Here is a 16810-nt window from a genome sequence, read left to right as displayed (position 1 = left end):
CGCCGCTCAGCGCGGCGGTGCCTGCTGCATGCTGCTGCGCCAGGCGTCCAGGAACTGGCGCCGCTTCAGCGCATCCAGGTACACCAGCAGCCCCGGGCCCAGCGCGATCGGGCGGAACGCCGCGGCGGCGGCCGGCCCACCCTGGGCCACCCGGCCCGGCTGCGGCAGGATCGGCTGCAGCCGCGCCTCGCGCGACAGCACCTGCTGTCCGCGCGGCGACAGCAGGTAGTCCAGGAAACGTCGCGCCTCGGCCGCATGCGGGCTGTCGCGCGGGATCACCGCGGTACGCAGCGCCACCAGGGTGTAGTCCTCAGGCTGCACGATCGCCAGCGGCGCGCCGGCATCGATGCGCGCCTGTGCATACGAGCCCAGCACGTTGTAGGCCAGCAGCAGCTCGCCGCGCGCGACCTTGTCCAGGAGCACGCCGGTGCGCTCCTCCAGCACCACCTGGTTGTCGCCCATCGCCGCCAGCAGCGCCCCGGCCATGCTGCCGAGTTGGCTGTCCTGGGTCGCGAACAGGTAGCCCACGCCGCTGCGCTCCACGTCGTAGGTGCCGATGCGTCCGCGCAGCGGCTGGCCCGGTGCGCGCAGCAGTTCCAGCAGGCGACGGCGGGTGCGCGGCACCTGCGCGGCCGGTAGCCGCGCGGTGTTGTAGACGATCGCCACCGGCTCGTAGCTGATGCCGAACAGTTCGTGCCGCCATTGCGCCCACGCCGGCAGCGCCTCGGTCTGCGGCGAACGGTGCGCCAGCGCGTGGCCGTCGTTCACCAGCTTGGTCTGCAGGTCCATGCTGGCGCTGATCAGCAGATCGGCGCAGCGCGGGCCCGGGCCCGGCCGTAGATAGCGCTGGTAGATGTCCCAGGCGATCGCGTCCTGGTACACCACCTCGGTCTGTGGATGCAGACGCTGGTAATCGCCGATCACCGCGGCGAACACTTCGATGTCGGTCGAGCCCTGGATGCACAGCTGCGCGCTGGCCGCGCCCTGTGCCGGGAAGCGGCGCACGTCGCCGGGCGCGGCCAGCGCGGCGCCTGCGAGCAGCACGGTCAACAGCAGCGGCAGTCGGCACAGCAGCATGGGCAGGCTCATGGATGCAACCTCGGCAGGTGCAGGCTGGCGATCAGGCCGCCGCCCACGCGATTGGACAGGTCGATGCGGCCGCCATGGGCCTCGACCACGCGCTTGACGATCGCCAGGCCCAGTCCGGCGCCGCCAGCGGCCGCACCCTCGCCGCGCACGAAGCGCTCGAACACGCGCTCGGCCTCGGCCGCGGCGATGCCGGGACCGTGGTCGGCCACGGTCACCACGCAGTCGCGCGCATTGCAGGTCAGCGCGACCTGCAGCGGGCCATCGCCGCCGTACTTGCAGGCGTTGTCGATCAGGTTCTTGATCGCCTCGCGCAACAGCAGCGCATCGCCGCGCACCAGCGCCGGTTCGCTGGCGACGGCCAGTTGCACGCGCGGCCGCGGCGCGGCCTGCGGCACGGCCTCGTGCAGCGCCTGGTGCAGCACCTCGGCCAGGTCGACGCTGGCGTAGCGCTGCAGGTTCGAACGGTGGATCACGCTGGCATCGCTGAGCAACTGGTTGAGCAGGCGGCTCATGTGCGTGGCATTGCGCTCGATCGCCTCCAGGCTGCGGCGCATCTCGCGCGGGTCGTCCTCGTCCAGCGCCAGTTGCGCCTGCGCGCGCAGCGCCGCCAGCGGCGTGCGCATCTGGTGCGCGGCCTCGGCCATGAACGCACGCAAGGTTTCGTTGCTGCCGGCCAGGCGCGCCATGAAGCGGTTCAGCGCCGCCACCATCTGCTGCATCTCCTGCGGCGCCGTGGCGACCACCGGCTTGAGCTCGGACGGTTCGCGCCGCGACAGCTCGCGCTCCAGCGTGCGCAACGGGCGCAAGGCGCGCGATACGCCCAGCCAGACCAGCGCCAACGCCAGCAGCGACAGCAGTGCGATCGCCACCAGTGCGTGCAGCACCACGTCCTGCGCCAGCGCCTCGCGTGCGCGGCGGGTCTGCCCCACCTGCACCCACACCTGGTCCTGCGCCGCCGCCGAGGACACCCGCCGCGACACCACCGCAAAGCGCACCGGCTCGCCGCTGTAGACCGCGTCGAACAAGCGCGGCGGTGCGCTGGCGCGCGGCAGCGACGGCGCCGCCGGCAAGTCGTCGTAGCCGGTGATGGTGCGCCCGCGCGCATCGAACACGCGGTAGAACACCCGGTCCTCCGGCGCCATCGCCAGCAGGTCCAGCGCCGCGTACGGCAGGTCCACCTGCCATTGGCCGCCGGCCAGCGCCACCGAATCGACGATGGACAGCGCCGAGGACACCAGCAGGTGGTCGTAGGAACGGTTGGCGGCGCGCTGGCCGTAATCGCGCGCCACGAAGAACAGCGCCACCGCGCCGAGCAGCGACAACGCGCCCAGGTAGCGCAGCAGCGTGCGCCGGATCGAAGGCGCCGGCGGCGCGGCCTCAGCCATCGCCGTACGCTGCCGCCGGATCCGGCGGCGCCGCGTCCGCCTCCAGCTTGTAGCCGACGCCGCGCACGGTGACGATGCGCAGCGGCGCGGCGGCCAGCTTCTTGCGCAGGCGCCCGACGTAGAGCTCGATCGCGTTCGGCCCGGCCTCGTCGTCGAAGCCGAACAGGCCGTTGCCGATCTCGTCCTTGCCCACCACCTGGCCGAGCCGGCCGATCAGGATCTCCAGCAGGCGGTACTCGCGATTGGGCAAGTCGATCGGCGTGCCGTCCAGGCTGACACTGTGCGCGGCGTTGTCGAACGCGAAACCGCCAAGCTGCACCACCTCGCTGGCCTGGCCGCGGTTGCGCCGCAGCAACACCCGGCAACGCGCCTCGAACTCGCGGAAATCGAACGGCTTGCCCAGGTAATCGTCGGCGCCCACGTCCAGCGCCTGCACCCGGTCCTCGATGCCGTCGCGCGCGGTCAGCATCAGCACCGGCGTGGTATCGCCGCGCTCGCGCAGCCCGGCCAGCACGCGCAGCCCGTCCAGCCCAGGCAGGCCGATGTCCAGCACCACCAGATCGAAGCGCTGGTAGCGCAGCACCCCGGCCGCACTCAAGCCATCGCGCTGCCAATCCACCGCATGCCCGCTGCGGCGCATGCGCCGCACGATCGCATCGGCGAGATCGGCGTTGTCTTCTACCAGGAGCAGGCGCATTGGGGGCCGGGAATGGTGAATCGGGAATAGGGAATAGGGAATGGAAACAGCAACGGCAGAAGCCTAGCGCATCCGGGAACGTGCTTTTTCGATTCCCCATTCTCGATTCCCGATTCCCCACCGCCGACAGGTCGATGACAGCTACGCCCGACTAGGCTGCGTCCATCCCGGTCTGCGGCCATCGCTGGCGGACCGATCCAATCGCTGCGACACGCACCTGGGAGGGGACGTGGAACTGAAGACTCTGACATGGGGCAGCGCCTGCGCGCTGCTGTGCCTGGCCGGCTCGGCGCGCGCCGCCACCGACGACGACAGCCCGGTGACCGCCGAACTCGGTGGCCGCCTGCACTGGGATTTCGCCCATTTCGACAACGACCATCGCGGCACGCCCAATCCCGACGACACCGAGATCCGCCGCCTGTGGCTGGACGTGTCCGGCAAGGCGTTCGGGTTCGGCTACAAGGTCGAAGGCGATTTCGCCGGGCTGCAGGACGATTTCAACGGCAAGGTCATCGAGGCCAAGGACGTCTACATCACCCGCAAATTCGGCGCCGGCACGCTGACCGTGGGCCAGTTCAAGCAGTACTTCACCCTCGACGACCGCACCGGCTCCAACTTCGGCCAGTTCCTGGAGCGCAGCGGCGCGGCCAGTACGCTGGCGCCGCTGTACCGCAAGGCGGTGTCGTGGCAGGCCGCAGGCACCGACTACACCTGGGCCGCCAGCGTCTACAGCCTGCAGAGCATCGACGTCTCCAATGTCCGCGGCCATGCGTTCGGCGGCCGCGGCACCTGGGCGCCGGGCGCGCGCGACGGCGACGTGCTGCACCTGGGCCTGTCGCTGGCGCACGAGCACTACGATCATCCCGGCGCCGGCGGCGCGCCGGCGCTGAGCATCCGCCCGCGCCCGGCCGGGCATCTGTCCGACGACAGCCGCATCACCCTGGCGCGCTTCGCCGACGGCCGCGACACCGACGTGGACAAGTGGTCGCTGGAATACGCGCAGGTGCGCGGCCCGCTGTCGTGGCAGGGCGAGTTCAGTGGCGGCGTGTTCGACGATGGTGCGCAGCGTGCCGACGTGATGGCGGCCTACGGCTTCGTCAGCTGGTTCGCCACCGGCGAATCGCGCCGCTACGACGGCAAGACCGGGCGTTTCACCCGCATCAAGCAGGTCAACCACAAGTACGGCGCCTTCGAATTGGCGCTGCGCTACGACCGCATGTGGGGCGAGCAGCACCGCGACGGCCAGCCGGATCTGCTCGACGCCTCCACCGCCTCGTGGACGCTGGCCGGCAACTGGTATCTCAAGCCGAACCTGCGGCTGATGCTCAACCTGATCGACAGCCGCAACCGCGACCACCTGGCCGGCGTGACGCTGGACCATACGCGGGCGATTACCGGACGCTTCCAGTATGACTTCTGAGTGCGGGGATTCGGGAGTGGGGATTTGGGATTCGCAACGGCGGCATTTCGCGATGTGACATCTGGTCGGCTTTCGATTTTCGGATCTCCGCTGCGGGATCCGCCTTCTTTCATGCACCACCCTGAGGAACTTCCATGCTGACCGCGCTCGGTTTCGGAATGGTCATTACCTTCATGTACCTGATCATGAGCAAGCGGCTGTCGCCGCTGGTCGCGTTGATCATCGTCCCGATCGTGTTCGCGCTGGCGGGCGGCTTCGGCACCGGCATCAACGAGATGATGCTGGAGGGGATCAAGAAGATCGCGCCCACCGGCGTCATGCTGATGTTCGCGATCCTGTACTTCGGGGTGATGATCGACGCCGGCCTGTTCGATCCGCTGGTGCGGCGCATCCTGCGCCTGGTCAAGGGCGACCCGATGAAGATCGTGGTCGGCACCGCGGTGCTGGCGCTGCTGATCTCGCTCGACGGCGACGGCTCCACCACCTACATGATCACGGTTTCGGCGATGTTGCCGCTGTACCGGCGGCTGGGCATGAACGCGCTGAACATGACCTGCGTGACCATCCTGGCCGGTGGCGTGATGAACCTGACGCCGTGGGGCGGCCCGACCGCGCGCGCGGCCACCGCGCTGCACGTGGACCCGGCCGACGTGTTCGTGCCGCTGGTGCCGGCAATGGCGCTGGCGATCGCCGGCATCCTGGTGCTGGCCTGGTACCTGGGCATGAAGGAGCGGCGCCGCCTCGGCGTGGTGACGCTGCCCGGCGATGCCTGGATGGACAGCAGCGTGGCCGACGACGGCGAGGCGCTGCCCACGGTGGAGGACGCCGAGGACATCAAGCGGCCGCGGCTGCTGTGGGTGAACCTGCTGCTGACCCTGGCGTTGATGGCCGCGCTGGTGATCGGCGTGCTGCCGATGCCGGTGCTGTTCATGATCGGCTTCGCGCTGGCGCTGCTGATCAACTACCCGAACCTGGCCGAACAGCGCCGGCGCCTGGTCAACCATGCCGGCAACGTGCTGTCGGTGGTGTCGCTGATCTTCGCCGCCGGCGTGTTCACCGGCATCCTCTCCAACACCGGCATGGTCGAGGCGATGTCGCGCAGCTTCCTGGCGGTGATCCCCGACGCCTGGGGGCCGTACCTGGCGGTGATCACCGCACTGGCCAGCATGCCCTTCACCTTCTTCATGTCCAACGACGCCTTCTACTTCGGCGTGCTGCCGATCCTGTCCGACGCCGCCAGCCACTACGGCATCACCCCGGTGGAAATGGCCCGCGCCTCGCTGGCCGGGCAACCGGTGCACCTGCTCAGCCCGCTGGTGCCGTCCACCTACCTGCTGGTCGGCCTGGCCAAGGTCGACTTCGCCGACCACCAGCGCTTCACTCTGAAATGGGCGGTGCTGATCTCGCTGGTGTTGATGGGTGGCAGCTTGTTATTCGCACTGTATCCGTTGGCCGCTTGAGCGCTGCCGGGAATGGGGAATCGAGAATCGGGAATCGCAAGAGCGGCCCCGCTTCCCACCATTCCCCATTCCCCACTCCCCATTCCCAACTCCGAAGGAGTTAAGCCATGACCCTCCGCATCGCCTACGTCACCAGCGGCATGGGCAGCATCGGTACCGCGATCTGCCAGAAGCTGGCGCGCAACGGCCACACCGTGGTCGCCGGCTGCGGCCCGGACTCGCCGCGCAAGTCGGCGTGGCTGCGCGAGCAGCGCGAGCTCGGTTTCGACTTCATCGCCTCCGAAGGCAACGCCACCGACTGGGATTCCACGGTGGCCGCGTTCGCCAAGGTCAAGGCCGAGGTCGGCGAGATCGACGTGCTGGTCAACAACGCCGGCGGCAGCCGCGACATGCTGTTCCGGCAGATGGGCCGCGAGGACTGGCAGGCGGTGATCGCCAGCAATCTGCATGCGCTGTTCAACATCACCAAGCAGGTGGTGGACGGCATGACCGCGCGCGGCTGGGGCCGCATCGTCAACATCGGCGCAGTCAGCGCGCAGAAGGGCCAGATCGGCCAGATCAACTACGCCACCGCCAAGGCGGCGATGCAGGGCTTCAGCCGCGCGCTGGCGCAGGAAGTGGCCTCGCGTGGAGTCACCGTCAACACAGTGTCGCCCGGCTACATCGCCAGCGCGGCGATCAGCGGCTTCCCGCCGGACGTGCTCGATCGCCTGGCCAGTTCGGTGCCGCTGCGCCGGCTCGGCAAGCCCGAGGACGTGGCCGCGCTGTGCGCCTGGCTGGCCTCGGACGAGGCCGCCTACGTCACCGGCGCCGACTACGCGGTCAACGGCGGCCTGCACATGGCCTGAGACATGCTTCGCCTCCCGCGCTGTGCGCGCCGCGGTTGTGCGTGCGCGCGGCAGGCAGGCGCCATGACGGGGACGTGCGCCAGGCTCAGTGACACGGCAACGGGCCGCACAGACACGCCCCCTGCTTGAACCTTGCCGGCGCGGCGTGGCGCCGCCCACGGGCACGACGCGCCCACCACTGCGGCGGCGATGCGGCCGCGACGCGCAAAGCGGCGCGCCGCCTGCCTGGCATACACTGCAACTTCCGCTTCGTTCGTCGCGCCCCGCTCCGCATGTCCGACAAACCCGAACCCGGCGCGCCCGCCGCGCGCCTGCAGATGGCCGACATCGCGCGCATGGCCGGCGTGTCCGAATCCACGGTGTCGCGCGCGCTGGCCGACAATCCGGTGGTCGCCGAACGCACCCGCGCCTACATCAAGCAGCTCGCCCGCGACGCCGGCTACCGGGTCGACCCGGTGGCGCGCAGCCTGCGTTCGCGCCGCTCCAACATCGTCTGCGTCGCGGTGCCGTTGATGCACGCGCACGAGCAGCCGTTGTCGGACCCGTTCATGATGACCATGCTGGCGCTGCTCGCCGACGCACTGACCGCGCGCGGCTACAGCATGCTGCTGTCCAAGCTGGACCAGCACCAGGACCACTGGGTCGAGGACCTGGCGCGCAGCAGCCGGGCCGATGGCGTCATCATGCTGGGCCAGAGCCACGAGCACGCCTCGCTGGACGCGGCCGCGCGCGGCGGCCTGCCGATGCTGGTGTGGGGCAGCCGCATCGACGGCCAGGCCTATGCCAGCGTCGGCAGCGACAACCTGCGCGGCGGCGAACTGGCCACCGCGCACTTGATCGAGCACGGCCGCCAGCGCATCGCCTTCCTCGGCGACGAGCAACTACCGGAAGTGGCGCCGCGCTTCGCCGGCTACCGGCGCATGCTCGACGCGCACGGCCTGGTGTTCGACCCGCGGCTGCACGCGCGCAGCCATTTCCTCAGCGAGGACGCCTACCGCCTGACCCGCGCGATGCTGAAGAAGACCGATCCACCGGATGCGGTCTTCGCCGCCTCCGACGTGATCGCCCTGGGCGCGATCCGCGCCCTGATCGAAGCCGGCCATCGCGTGCCGCAGGACATCGCCCTGGTCGGCTTCGACGACATTCCGCTCGCCGCCTACAGCCAGCCGCCGCTGACCACCGTGCGCCAGGACCTGGCCCAGGCCGCCACCCTGCTGGTGGACGGCGTGCTGCACCTGATTGCCGGCACACCGGTCGACTCGGTGGAGCTGCCGGTGAGCCTGGTGGTGCGGGAGTCGGCTTGAAGGCTGGGAATGGGGAATCGGGAATGGGGAATCGGAAAAGCGCTGGTCGCGCGCTGACGCTGCATCAGCTGGCCTAGGGCTCTACATTCGAATTGCGCGCTTCCTGGCAATGGATTGCACGCAGATAGCGGAGTTGAAAATCGGTTACCACGCGGAGTTTCAGCGCACGATGCCGCGCTTTCCCGATTCCCCATTCCCGGTTCCCCATTCCCGACGCTTCACCAACAACATCGCCACCGCCGCCAACAGCATCAACACGCCGGCCAGGCGGATCACGTTGCGCGGGTCGCCCTGCAGCAGGCTGTCGTAGTACAGCGGCAGGGTCACGATCTGGATCAGCATCGGCAGCACGATGAACAGGTTGAACAGGCCCATGTACACGCCGGTGCGTTCGGGCGGGATGCTGTTGGCCAGCATCAGGTAGGGATTACCCATCATGCTGGCCCAGGCCAGGCCGATGCCGATCATCGGCAGCAGCAACAGCCAGCGGTCGTGGATCGACGGCAGCAGGCACATGCCGAGGCCGGCGGCGACCAGGCAGGCGGCGTGGGTGGCCTTGGGACCGAACCGGCGCGCCACCGGCACCATCGCGAACGCAGCCAGGAACGCGACGAAGTTGTAGAAGCCGCCGATCTGCCCATTGACCAGGCCGGCCTCGCGGAAGCCGTGCGAATCGGCCGCGGTGGTGCCGAACAGGGTGGTGGACAGCGACAGCACGATGTACTGCCAGTAGCAGAACATCGCATACCACTGGAACAGCATCACCGGCGCCATCTGCCGCATCGTCGGCGGCATCTGCCGCACCGCGTCGACGATCTCGCGCAGCGTCGCCAGCGGCCCGACCGCGACGCGGCGCAAGCGCTGCAGTTCCGCCGCCGTCAACACCGGCTCGCGCACGCTGCGCGCGGTGAGCAGGATCGACGCGGCGGAGAACCCCGCACCGATCGCGAACGCGGCGATGGTGACGTAGGGAATATGGTGGGCATTGGCCGCGTCCTGGTTCATGCCCAGCCACACCAGCAACGGCGGAGTGACATAGGCCAGGGTCTGGCCGAGGCCGGTGAACGCGCTCTGGGTCAGGTAACCGAGCGGCCGCTGCGGCGGCGCCAGCACGTCGCTCACCAGCGCACGGTACGGCTCCATCGCCACGTTGTTGGCCGCATCCAGCATCCACAGCAGCGCCACCGCCATCCACAGCGCCACGCTGAAGGGCATGGTCAGCAGGCACAGGCTGCAGACCAGCGCGCCCACCACCATGTACGGCATGCGCCGGCCCCAGTGGGTCATGGTGCGGTCGCTGAGCACGCCGACCACCGGTTGCAGCACCAGCCCGGTGATCGGGCCGGCCAGCCACAGATACGGCAGATTGGCGTGGTCGGCGCCCAGGTAGTTGTAGATCGGGCTCATGTTGCTCTGCTGCAACCCGAAGCTGTACTGCACGCCGAAGAAACCGGCGTTGAGCGCCAGCACGCGCGAGAGCGGAAGCAGGGGGCGATCGGAACGCATCAGCATCGGCATCGGCCTGGGGCGGGTCGGGCACGCGGGAGGCGTGCCGCAGCGGCGGAGCGGAGTGTCGCCGCGCCTGCAATCGTTTGTAACGCTGCGCTGCACCATGCAAGATATGCCCCGTCTCTTCCTGATCGGAATCCATCGGCACCGCTGCCGGCTTTGCTGCACTGCAAATTGCAAACGATTGCAAGCAGCCGTATCTGTAGCCCGCCGCACCCACCGTCCGTGCCGCGCCCTGCCCGTTTCCGGCGGTGGCGCGCCGCCACCTACTGCACCACTTCGCTTCGGGAGAGACAGCGATGCACCACCCTTCGATCCGCCTGCAGACCCTGGCCCTGGCTGTCGCCGCGGCGCTGTCCGCGCCGGCTGCGCTCGCGCAACAGGCCACGCCCGCCGCTGCCGACGCCCCGGCGGCGCAGGGCGACGTGGTCAGCCTGGACTCGGTGTTCGTTACCGGCACCGCCACACCCAAGAGCAAGCTCAAGTCCAGCGTCTCGGTCAGCACCGTCGGCGCCGAGGCGATCGAACAGTCGGCACCGCGCAGCACCGCCGAGATCTTCCGCAATATCCCCGGCATCCGTTCCGAATCCAGCGGCGGCGAAGGCAACGCCAACATCGCCGTGCGTGGCCTGCCGGTCGCCTCCGGCGGCGCCAAGTTCCTGCAGTTGCAGGAAGACGGGCTGCCTGTGCTGGAGTTCGGCGACATCGCCTTCGGCAACGCCGACATCTTCCTGCGCGCCGACTACAGCCTGGAGCGCATCGAGGCCATCCGCGGTGGCTCGGCCTCCACCTTCGCCAGCAACTCGCCGGGCGGCATCATCAACTTCATCAGCAAGACCGGCGACACCGCCGGCGGCAGCGTCGGCCTCACCCGCGGGCTGGGCGGCTACGACAACACCCGCCTGGACTTCGACTACGGCGCGCCGTTCGCCGAGCACTGGCAGTTCAACGTCGGCGGCTTCTACCGGCGTGGCGACGGCGTGCGCGACGCCGGCTACACCACCGACAAGGGCGGCCAGATCAAGGCCAACCTGACCCGGCTGTTCGACAACGGCTACGTGCGCGTCTACGCCAAGTACCTCAACGACCGCGCCGCCGGTTACCTGCCGGTGCCGACCCGGGTCAGCGGCCGCGACGGCGCGCCGCACTTCGGCAGCATCGACGGTTTCGACCCCGGCACCGACACGCTGTACAGCCCGTACTTCCGCAGCAGCGCCAACCTCGACGGCGGCAACAAACCCTCGCGCGTGGAACTGGGCGATGGCATGCATCCGCTGTCGCGCGCGTTCGGCGCCGAGGCGCAGTTCGATGTCGGCGGCGGCTGGACCCTGACCGACAAGTTCCGCATCGCCGACACCTCCGGGCGCTTCGTCTCGCCGTTCCCGGCGCAGGTCGCCGATGCCGCGGCGCTGGCCGCCAGCATCGGCGGCGCCGGCGCCGGCCTGCGCTACGCCGACGGCCCGAACGCCGGCCAGGCCTACACCGGGCTGGCGCTGCGCACGCACCTGTTCAACGTGCATCTCAACGACCTGGGCAACGCGGTCAACGATCTCAGCCTGGCGCGCGACTTCGGCAGCGGCGACGGCGGCAACCTCAACCTCAAGGCCGGCTGGTACACCTCGCGGCAGACCATCGACGTGGACTGGACCTGGAATTCCTACGTGCAGTCGCTGGCGCACCGGCCGCGGCTGCTGGACGTGGTCGCCGCCGACGGCAGCCTGCGCTCGCAGGACGGCCTGTACGCCTACGGTGTGCCGTACTGGGGCCTGGACGTCACCCGTCACTACGACGTGCGCTACGACATCAACGCACCGTACCTGGCGCTGAGCTGGGACCAGGGTCCGCTGAGCCTGGACGGCAGCCTGCGCTACGACATGGGCCGAGCGCGCGGCAACACCGCCGGCGGCCTGCTGGCCAGCAACGTCGACGTGAACGGCGACGGCGTGATCGAGGCGCCGGAGCAAAGCGTGGCGACCATCGACTACGGCAACCGCAAGCCGGTGCGCTACGACTGGAACTACCTGTCGTACTCGTTCGGCGGCAATTACATGCTCAACGACGACCTGGCCGCGTTCGCGCGCTACAGCCGCGGCGCGCGCGCCAACGCCGACCGCCTGCTGTTCGGCGTGGTCCGCGACGACGGCTCGGTGTTCTCCAACGAGGCGGTCAACGTGGTCAAGCAGCTCGAGGGCGGGCTGAAGTGGCGCAGCGGCGGGCTGAGCCTGTTCGCCACCGCCTTCGCCGCGCGCACCCAGGAGCAGAACTACGAAGCGACCACCCAGCGCTTCTTCGACCGCACCTACAAGGCGCATGGCCTGGAACTGGAAGCGGCGTACCGCGCCGGTGGCTTCAACCTCAACGGCGGCCTGACCTGGACCGACGCCACCATCGACAAGGACCAGATCACCCCGGCCAACGCCGGCAACACGCCGCGTCGGCAGGCGCGCTTCGTCTGGCAGCTGACGCCGAGCTACCGCGGCGAGCGCTACCAGGTCGGCGTCAACGCGATCGGCACCAGTTCGGCCTACACCCAGGACAGCAACCAGTTGAAGATGCCCGGCTACACCCAGGTCAACCTGTTCGGCGACTACCGCATCACCGATGCGCTGACCGTCTCGCTCAACGTCAACAACCTGTTCAACACCTTCGGCCTGACCGAAGCGGAGGAAGCGTCGATCGCCGATGCGTCTTCCGGCGTGATCCGCGCGCGCTCGATCCCGGGCCGCACCTCCAGCATCAGCCTGCGCTACGACTTCTGACGAGGACCGCACATCCGCGCCCCGCCCGGGGCGCGGCCAAGCCCCCCATGACCGCACCCGCTCCTTCCGCATTGTCCGCGCTCGCCCACAGCCTGTGGCAGGCGCATCTGCCTCCGGATGCCGCCGCCGCGCTGTTGCCGCGCCTGCAGCGCCACGGCGAACGTTTGCTCGCCCCATTGCACGCGCTGTACGGCGCGCATCCGGCCTTCGCGCAGTGGCTGCCGCAGTGGCTGACGCAACTGGCGGCCGCCGCCACTGCGCGGCCGCCGGCGCTGCGCCAGCTCGACGCCGAGCGCGTGCCCGACTGGTTCGCCACCCCGACGATGCTTGGCTACAGCGCCTATGTGGACCGTTTCGCTGGCACCTTGAACGGCGTCGGCGAACGCGTGTCCTACCTGCAGGAACTGGGTGTGCGCTATCTGCACCTGCTGCCGTTCCTGCGCGCGCGCGACGGCGACAACGACGGCGGCTTCGCGGTCAGCGACTACGGCCAGGTCGAGCCGCGGCTCGGCGACACCGACGACCTGGCGGCGCTGACCGCGCGCCTGCGCGCAGCGGGCATCAGCCTGTGCGCCGATTTCGTGCTCAACCACACCGCCGACGACCACCCCTGGGCGCTGGCGGCCAAGCGTGGCGATGCGCGGCATCTGGACTACTACCACCACTTCCCCGACCGCAGCGTGCCAGATGCCTACGAGCGCACCCTGGGCCAGGTGTTCCCGCACACCGCGCCGGGCAACTTTACCTGGGTGGAGGGCGCCGACGCCTGGGTGTGGACCACGTTCTATCCCTACCAGTGGGATCTGGACTGGAGCAATCCGGCGGTGTTCGGCGAGATGGCGCTGGCGCTGCTGCACCTGGCCAACCTGGGCGTGGAGGTGTTCCGGCTGGATTCCACCGCCTATCTGTGGAAGCGCCCGGGCACCGACTGCATGAACCAGCCGGAGGCGCACACCATCCTGCAGGCGCTGCGCGCGCTCACCGACATCCTGGCCCCGGCGGTGCTGCTGAAGGCCGAGGCGATCGTGCCGATGGCGCAGTTGCCGCCCTACTTCGGCACCGGCGCCGCGCGCGGCCACGAATGCCACCTGGCCTACCACAGCACGCTGATGGCGGCCGGCTGGGTGGCGCTGGCCGAGCAGCGCGGCGACATCGTGCAGGCGGCGATCGCGCACACGCCCGCGCTGCCGCCGGCCTGCGGCTGGCTCAGCTACGTGCGCTGCCACGACGACATCGGCTGGAACGTGCTGCAGCACGAAGCCGCCGGTGGCGAAGGCGTGGCCCCGTTCGCGCTGGCGCGCATCGCCCAGTTCTACGCCGGCCGCACCGCCGACAGCTACGCGCGCGGCGAAGCGTTCCAGAGCAGCGGCGACGGCGTGCATGGCAGCAACGGCATGAGCGCTGCGCTGACCGGCATCGCCGCGGCGCTGGCCGCCGGCGACAGCGACGCGCTGGAACTGGGCGTGCGCCGCCTGCTGCTGCTGTACGCGGTGGCGCTGGCGATGCCGGGCATCCCGCTGCTGTACATGGGCGACGAACTGGCCCTGGGCAACGACGAGACCTACCGCGACGACCCGCTGCGCCGCCACGAAGGTCGCTGGCTGCATCGGCCAGCGATGGACTGGACGCGCGCGGCGCAACGCCACGACACCGACAGCCTGCCCGGCCAGGTCTACACCCGCCTGCGTGGGTTGATCGCCGCGCGTGCCGCCACCGCGGCGCTGGCCGCCGACCAGCCGCTGCGCGCATTGCCGCTGGGCGATCCCGCGCTGCTTGGCCTGGCCCGCGGCGAGGCGTTCGTGGCGGTCTACAACTTCAGCGCACAACCGATCGCAGTGGATGTCGCCACCACGCTGGGCGAAGGCGACTGGCAGGCCATCGCCGATGGCGGCAGCGATCCCTCGGCACTGTCGAACTGGGACGGCATCCTGCCCGCCTACGGCCTGCGTTGGTGGCGGCGGGGCTGAGCCGAGAACAGCAGCGGTGCCTGTACGCGCCGCTGCTGCACATCTGCGCGTGCGGGTGCGTGCAGTCGGTACTGACGTCCCTCCCACAGGCGTGCACCCTACTTGGTACGCGGTGGCACATGTGCGTCGTAGGAGCGGCTTCAGCCGCGACCAGCTTTAATGGGAACGCCTGTCGCGGCTGAAGCCGCTCCTAAGGAAGGCAGCGCGTAGGTGGATCCAGCGAGGCGCTGCAACCGCGGCTGCCAGAGGTGCGCTTCAACCGCTGCGCCTGCGCCCCGCCATCTCGGTGCTCTCTCGCACCGAGATGGCGGTCGCCTTGCCAACCTCGCGATCGATAGCGCTCACTTCCCGCGCAGCAGTCCCAGCAACGCCTCGGCCGCCGCCTCGGACGAGGCCGGGTTCTGCCCGGTGACCAGGCGCCCGTCTTCGACCACGTGCACGCTCCAGTCGGCGCCCTTGCTGTAGTCGCCGCCCAGGCGCTGCAGTTCGTCCTCGACCAGGAACGGCACCACCTCGGTCAGGCCGACCGCGGCTTCCTCACCGTTGGTGAAGCCGGTGACGCGGCGTCCCTTCACCAACGGCGTGCCGTCGGCCGCGGCGACCCGGCGCAGCACGCCCGGCGCATGGCAGACGAAACCGATCGGCTTGCCGGCGCGCGCGAACGCCTCGATCAGGGCGATGGAGTCGCGGTCTTCGGCCAGATCCCACAGCGGGCCATGGCCGCCCGGATAGAACAGCGCGTCGTAGTCGTCCATGCGCACCGACGCCAGCGTTTGCGTGCTCGCCAGTTGCTGCTGCGCGGCCGGGTCGTCCTTGAAGCGCCGCGTGGCCTCGGTCTGCGCGTCCGGCGCATCGCTCTTCGGGTCCAGCGGCGGCTGCCCACCCTTGGGCGAGGCCAGGGTCAGTTCGGCACCGACGTCCTTGAACGTGTAGTACGGCGCGGCGAATTCTTCCAGCCAGAAGCCGGTCTTGTGGCCGGTGTCGCCGAGACGGTCGTGCGACGTCAGCACCATCAGGATCTTCATGCGGGGTTCCTCGTGAGGGAAACGGCCATGCGGGGCAGGCCGGACGCCGCAGTATCGGCAGCCACGCATTCGCGGCGGGTGAGCGCGACGTGGCGCCGTTCAGTCCACCTGGTCCATGCGGATGCGGTTGGCGAACAGCGAGAACGCCAGCATCCCGGCCAGGCCGCTGGCGCGCGCCACCCATGTCGGCAACCAGCGCGGCGGCGCCAGCACCCCGGACTCGAACAGCGGCGCGAACGCGGCCACGTCCTCCAGCGCCATCTTGCCGGCGAACAGCCAGCGGCACAGCGGCAGACGGTCGCGCTGCAGCGCCTGGCGGAAGAAGGTGTGCACCGACACCAGGCCGCGCAGATACACGGTGTCCTTGGTGAAGGCCGCGCCGCCGGTGGTCGGCACGCCACGGAACACGCGCTGCGCCGAGGAGAAACTCTCCGCCGGCGCCTGCCCGGCCGCGTCGAAGTAGCGGAATACCTCGATGAAGTCGGCACCGTCGCGGGCCAGCGCGATCGCCTCGATGCGCAGGCTGATCCGCTTCATCCGCGCGATGTCGATGCTGCCGGTGATCTGCTCGGCGAAGGTCGCCAGGCCTTCCTGGGTGGCGGTGGTGCGCGGCGAGGACAGCGCCAGGCTCGGCAACTGCGCCTGTTGCCGGCCATTGAGCGCGGTCAGCGAATGCACCAGCGCCTCGTGGTGGAACAGTTGCGCGCGGTCGTAGTCGCTGAAGTGCGCGCCGGAGCGCAGGCGGATGCGCTGCGCGCCGGCGGCGGCCTTGGCCAGCAGGTCCGGATCCAGTTCCACCGTGATCACCCGCGTGCCGAAGAATTCGTCCAGGTCGCGCTGCAGCAGCAGGCGCAAGGCGGTGGCCGACACCGGCACCTGCTCTTCGGCCGAGAACAGTTCGCGGTCCAGTTCCTGGGCGATGCGGATGAAATGGCCGGCCGCCTCGCGGGTCGTCGGGCCGTGGCCGGGCATCGGGTCGTCCGGCACCCCGAACAACTGCGCCGAGTACGTGCCCACCGCTGGCGTGCCCAGCGCTTCCAGCAGGGCCGCGGCCAGATCCCAACTGTGCACCGAGGCCTGCAGATAGGCGCCGAGCGGATGCGCCGGATCGGCGGCCTGGGCGATCGCGGCCAGCTCGCGGCGGGTGTCGGCAAAATCCAGCCTGGGATATTGCACCTGCGGCAGCTGCGGCTGCCCGCGCGCCACGCTCTCCAGGAACGGTGCCTGCAGCGCCACCGGCCAACTGGCCAGCGCCAGCAGGCGGATGCCGCGCACCGCCTTGACCAGCCGCGCATCGAGCGCGGCGTGGTGGCGGATCTCGACCGGCAGCGCGCGCTTGGCCACGGC

Annotated in this window: 12 protein-coding genes; 6 read left to right on the top strand and 6 right to left on the bottom strand. The window is 69.8% G+C overall.

Annotation, left to right across the window (positions count from 1 at the left end; all coding sequences use genetic code 11):
* Positions 1-6 precede the first annotated feature (6 nt).
* Genes M3U25_RS11190 through M3U25_RS11180 form a run of 3 tightly spaced genes read right to left on the bottom strand, consistent with a single transcriptional unit; the run spans position 7 to position 3171 of the window.
* Positions 7-1077 carry an ABC transporter substrate-binding protein gene (locus M3U25_RS11190; protein ID WP_355499241.1) on the bottom strand — a complete coding sequence of 357 codons (1071 nt, stop codon included), beginning with the start codon at positions 1075-1077 and terminating at the stop codon, positions 7-9.
* An 8-nt stretch (positions 1078-1085) separates the two neighbouring features.
* Positions 1086-2474: a sensor histidine kinase gene (locus tag M3U25_RS11185; protein ID WP_355498738.1), complete on the bottom strand. Its 1389-nt coding sequence runs from the start codon at positions 2472-2474 to the stop codon at positions 1086-1088.
* Entirely contained in the window at positions 2467-3171 is a 705-nt protein-coding gene (locus M3U25_RS11180) for a response regulator transcription factor (RefSeq protein WP_355498741.1), read from the bottom strand. The genes M3U25_RS11185 and M3U25_RS11180 overlap by 8 nt, the downstream gene beginning before the upstream one ends.
* A 229-nt stretch (positions 3172-3400) precedes the next feature.
* Between M3U25_RS11180 and M3U25_RS11175 the strand changes: the two genes are divergently transcribed.
* The 4 genes from M3U25_RS11175 (at position 3401) to M3U25_RS11160 (ending at position 8203) form a co-directional block, all read left to right on the top strand.
* Positions 3401-4591, top strand: a complete 1191-nt coding sequence (locus M3U25_RS11175; protein WP_355498743.1) for a porin — start codon at positions 3401-3403, stop codon at positions 4589-4591.
* Between the two features lie 134 nt (positions 4592-4725).
* Entirely contained in the window at positions 4726-6051 is a 1326-nt protein-coding gene (locus tag M3U25_RS11170; protein WP_355498746.1) for a CitMHS family transporter, read from the top strand.
* A 107-nt stretch (positions 6052-6158) separates the two neighbouring features.
* The gene (gene phbB / locus M3U25_RS11165; RefSeq protein ID WP_355498749.1) at positions 6159-6899 is read left to right on the top strand and encodes an acetoacetyl-CoA reductase; all 741 of its coding nucleotides are present in this window, start codon (positions 6159-6161) and stop codon (positions 6897-6899) included.
* 272 nt (positions 6900-7171) lie between these two features.
* The gene (locus M3U25_RS11160; RefSeq protein ID WP_242160957.1) at positions 7172-8203 is read left to right on the top strand and encodes a LacI family DNA-binding transcriptional regulator; all 1032 of its coding nucleotides are present in this window, start codon (positions 7172-7174) and stop codon (positions 8201-8203) included.
* Between the two features lie 159 nt (positions 8204-8362).
* Here the strand turns inward: M3U25_RS11160 and M3U25_RS11155 are convergent, their stop codons facing one another.
* Positions 8363-9709, bottom strand: a complete 1347-nt coding sequence (locus tag M3U25_RS11155; protein WP_355499244.1) for an MFS transporter — start codon at positions 9707-9709, stop codon at positions 8363-8365.
* Between the two features lie 302 nt (positions 9710-10011).
* Here M3U25_RS11155 and M3U25_RS11150 point away from each other — a divergent pair, with 302 nt between their 5' ends.
* Together M3U25_RS11150 and M3U25_RS11145 are read left to right on the top strand one after the other, a co-directional pair.
* Positions 10012-12471, top strand: a complete 2460-nt coding sequence (locus M3U25_RS11150) for a TonB-dependent receptor (protein WP_355498752.1) — start codon at positions 10012-10014, stop codon at positions 12469-12471.
* 47 nt (positions 12472-12518) lie between these two features.
* Positions 12519-14438, top strand: coding sequence for an alpha-amylase family glycosyl hydrolase (locus tag M3U25_RS11145; protein WP_355498755.1), 1920 nt, complete (start codon positions 12519-12521; stop codon positions 14436-14438).
* A 341-nt stretch (positions 14439-14779) separates the two neighbouring features.
* Here the strand turns inward: M3U25_RS11145 and M3U25_RS11140 are convergent, their stop codons facing one another.
* On the bottom strand, positions 14780-15463 hold the full coding sequence (locus tag M3U25_RS11140) for a type 1 glutamine amidotransferase domain-containing protein (protein WP_355498757.1): 684 nt from the start codon (positions 15461-15463) through the stop codon (positions 14780-14782).
* A gap of 99 nt (positions 15464-15562) precedes the next feature.
* Positions 15563-16807, bottom strand: coding sequence for a flavohemoglobin expression-modulating QEGLA motif protein (locus M3U25_RS11135; protein ID WP_355498759.1), 1245 nt, complete (start codon positions 16805-16807; stop codon positions 15563-15565).
* Positions 16808-16810: the final 3 nt, after the last annotated feature.

This window comes from Xanthomonas sp. PPL134 (assembly GCF_040595915.1).
GTDB classification, from domain to species: Bacteria; Pseudomonadota; Gammaproteobacteria; order Xanthomonadales; family Xanthomonadaceae; genus Xanthomonas_A; species Xanthomonas_A indica.
The sequence above is the reverse complement of the archived record's forward strand: the minus strand, read 5'-3'. Positions and strand labels throughout refer to the sequence as shown.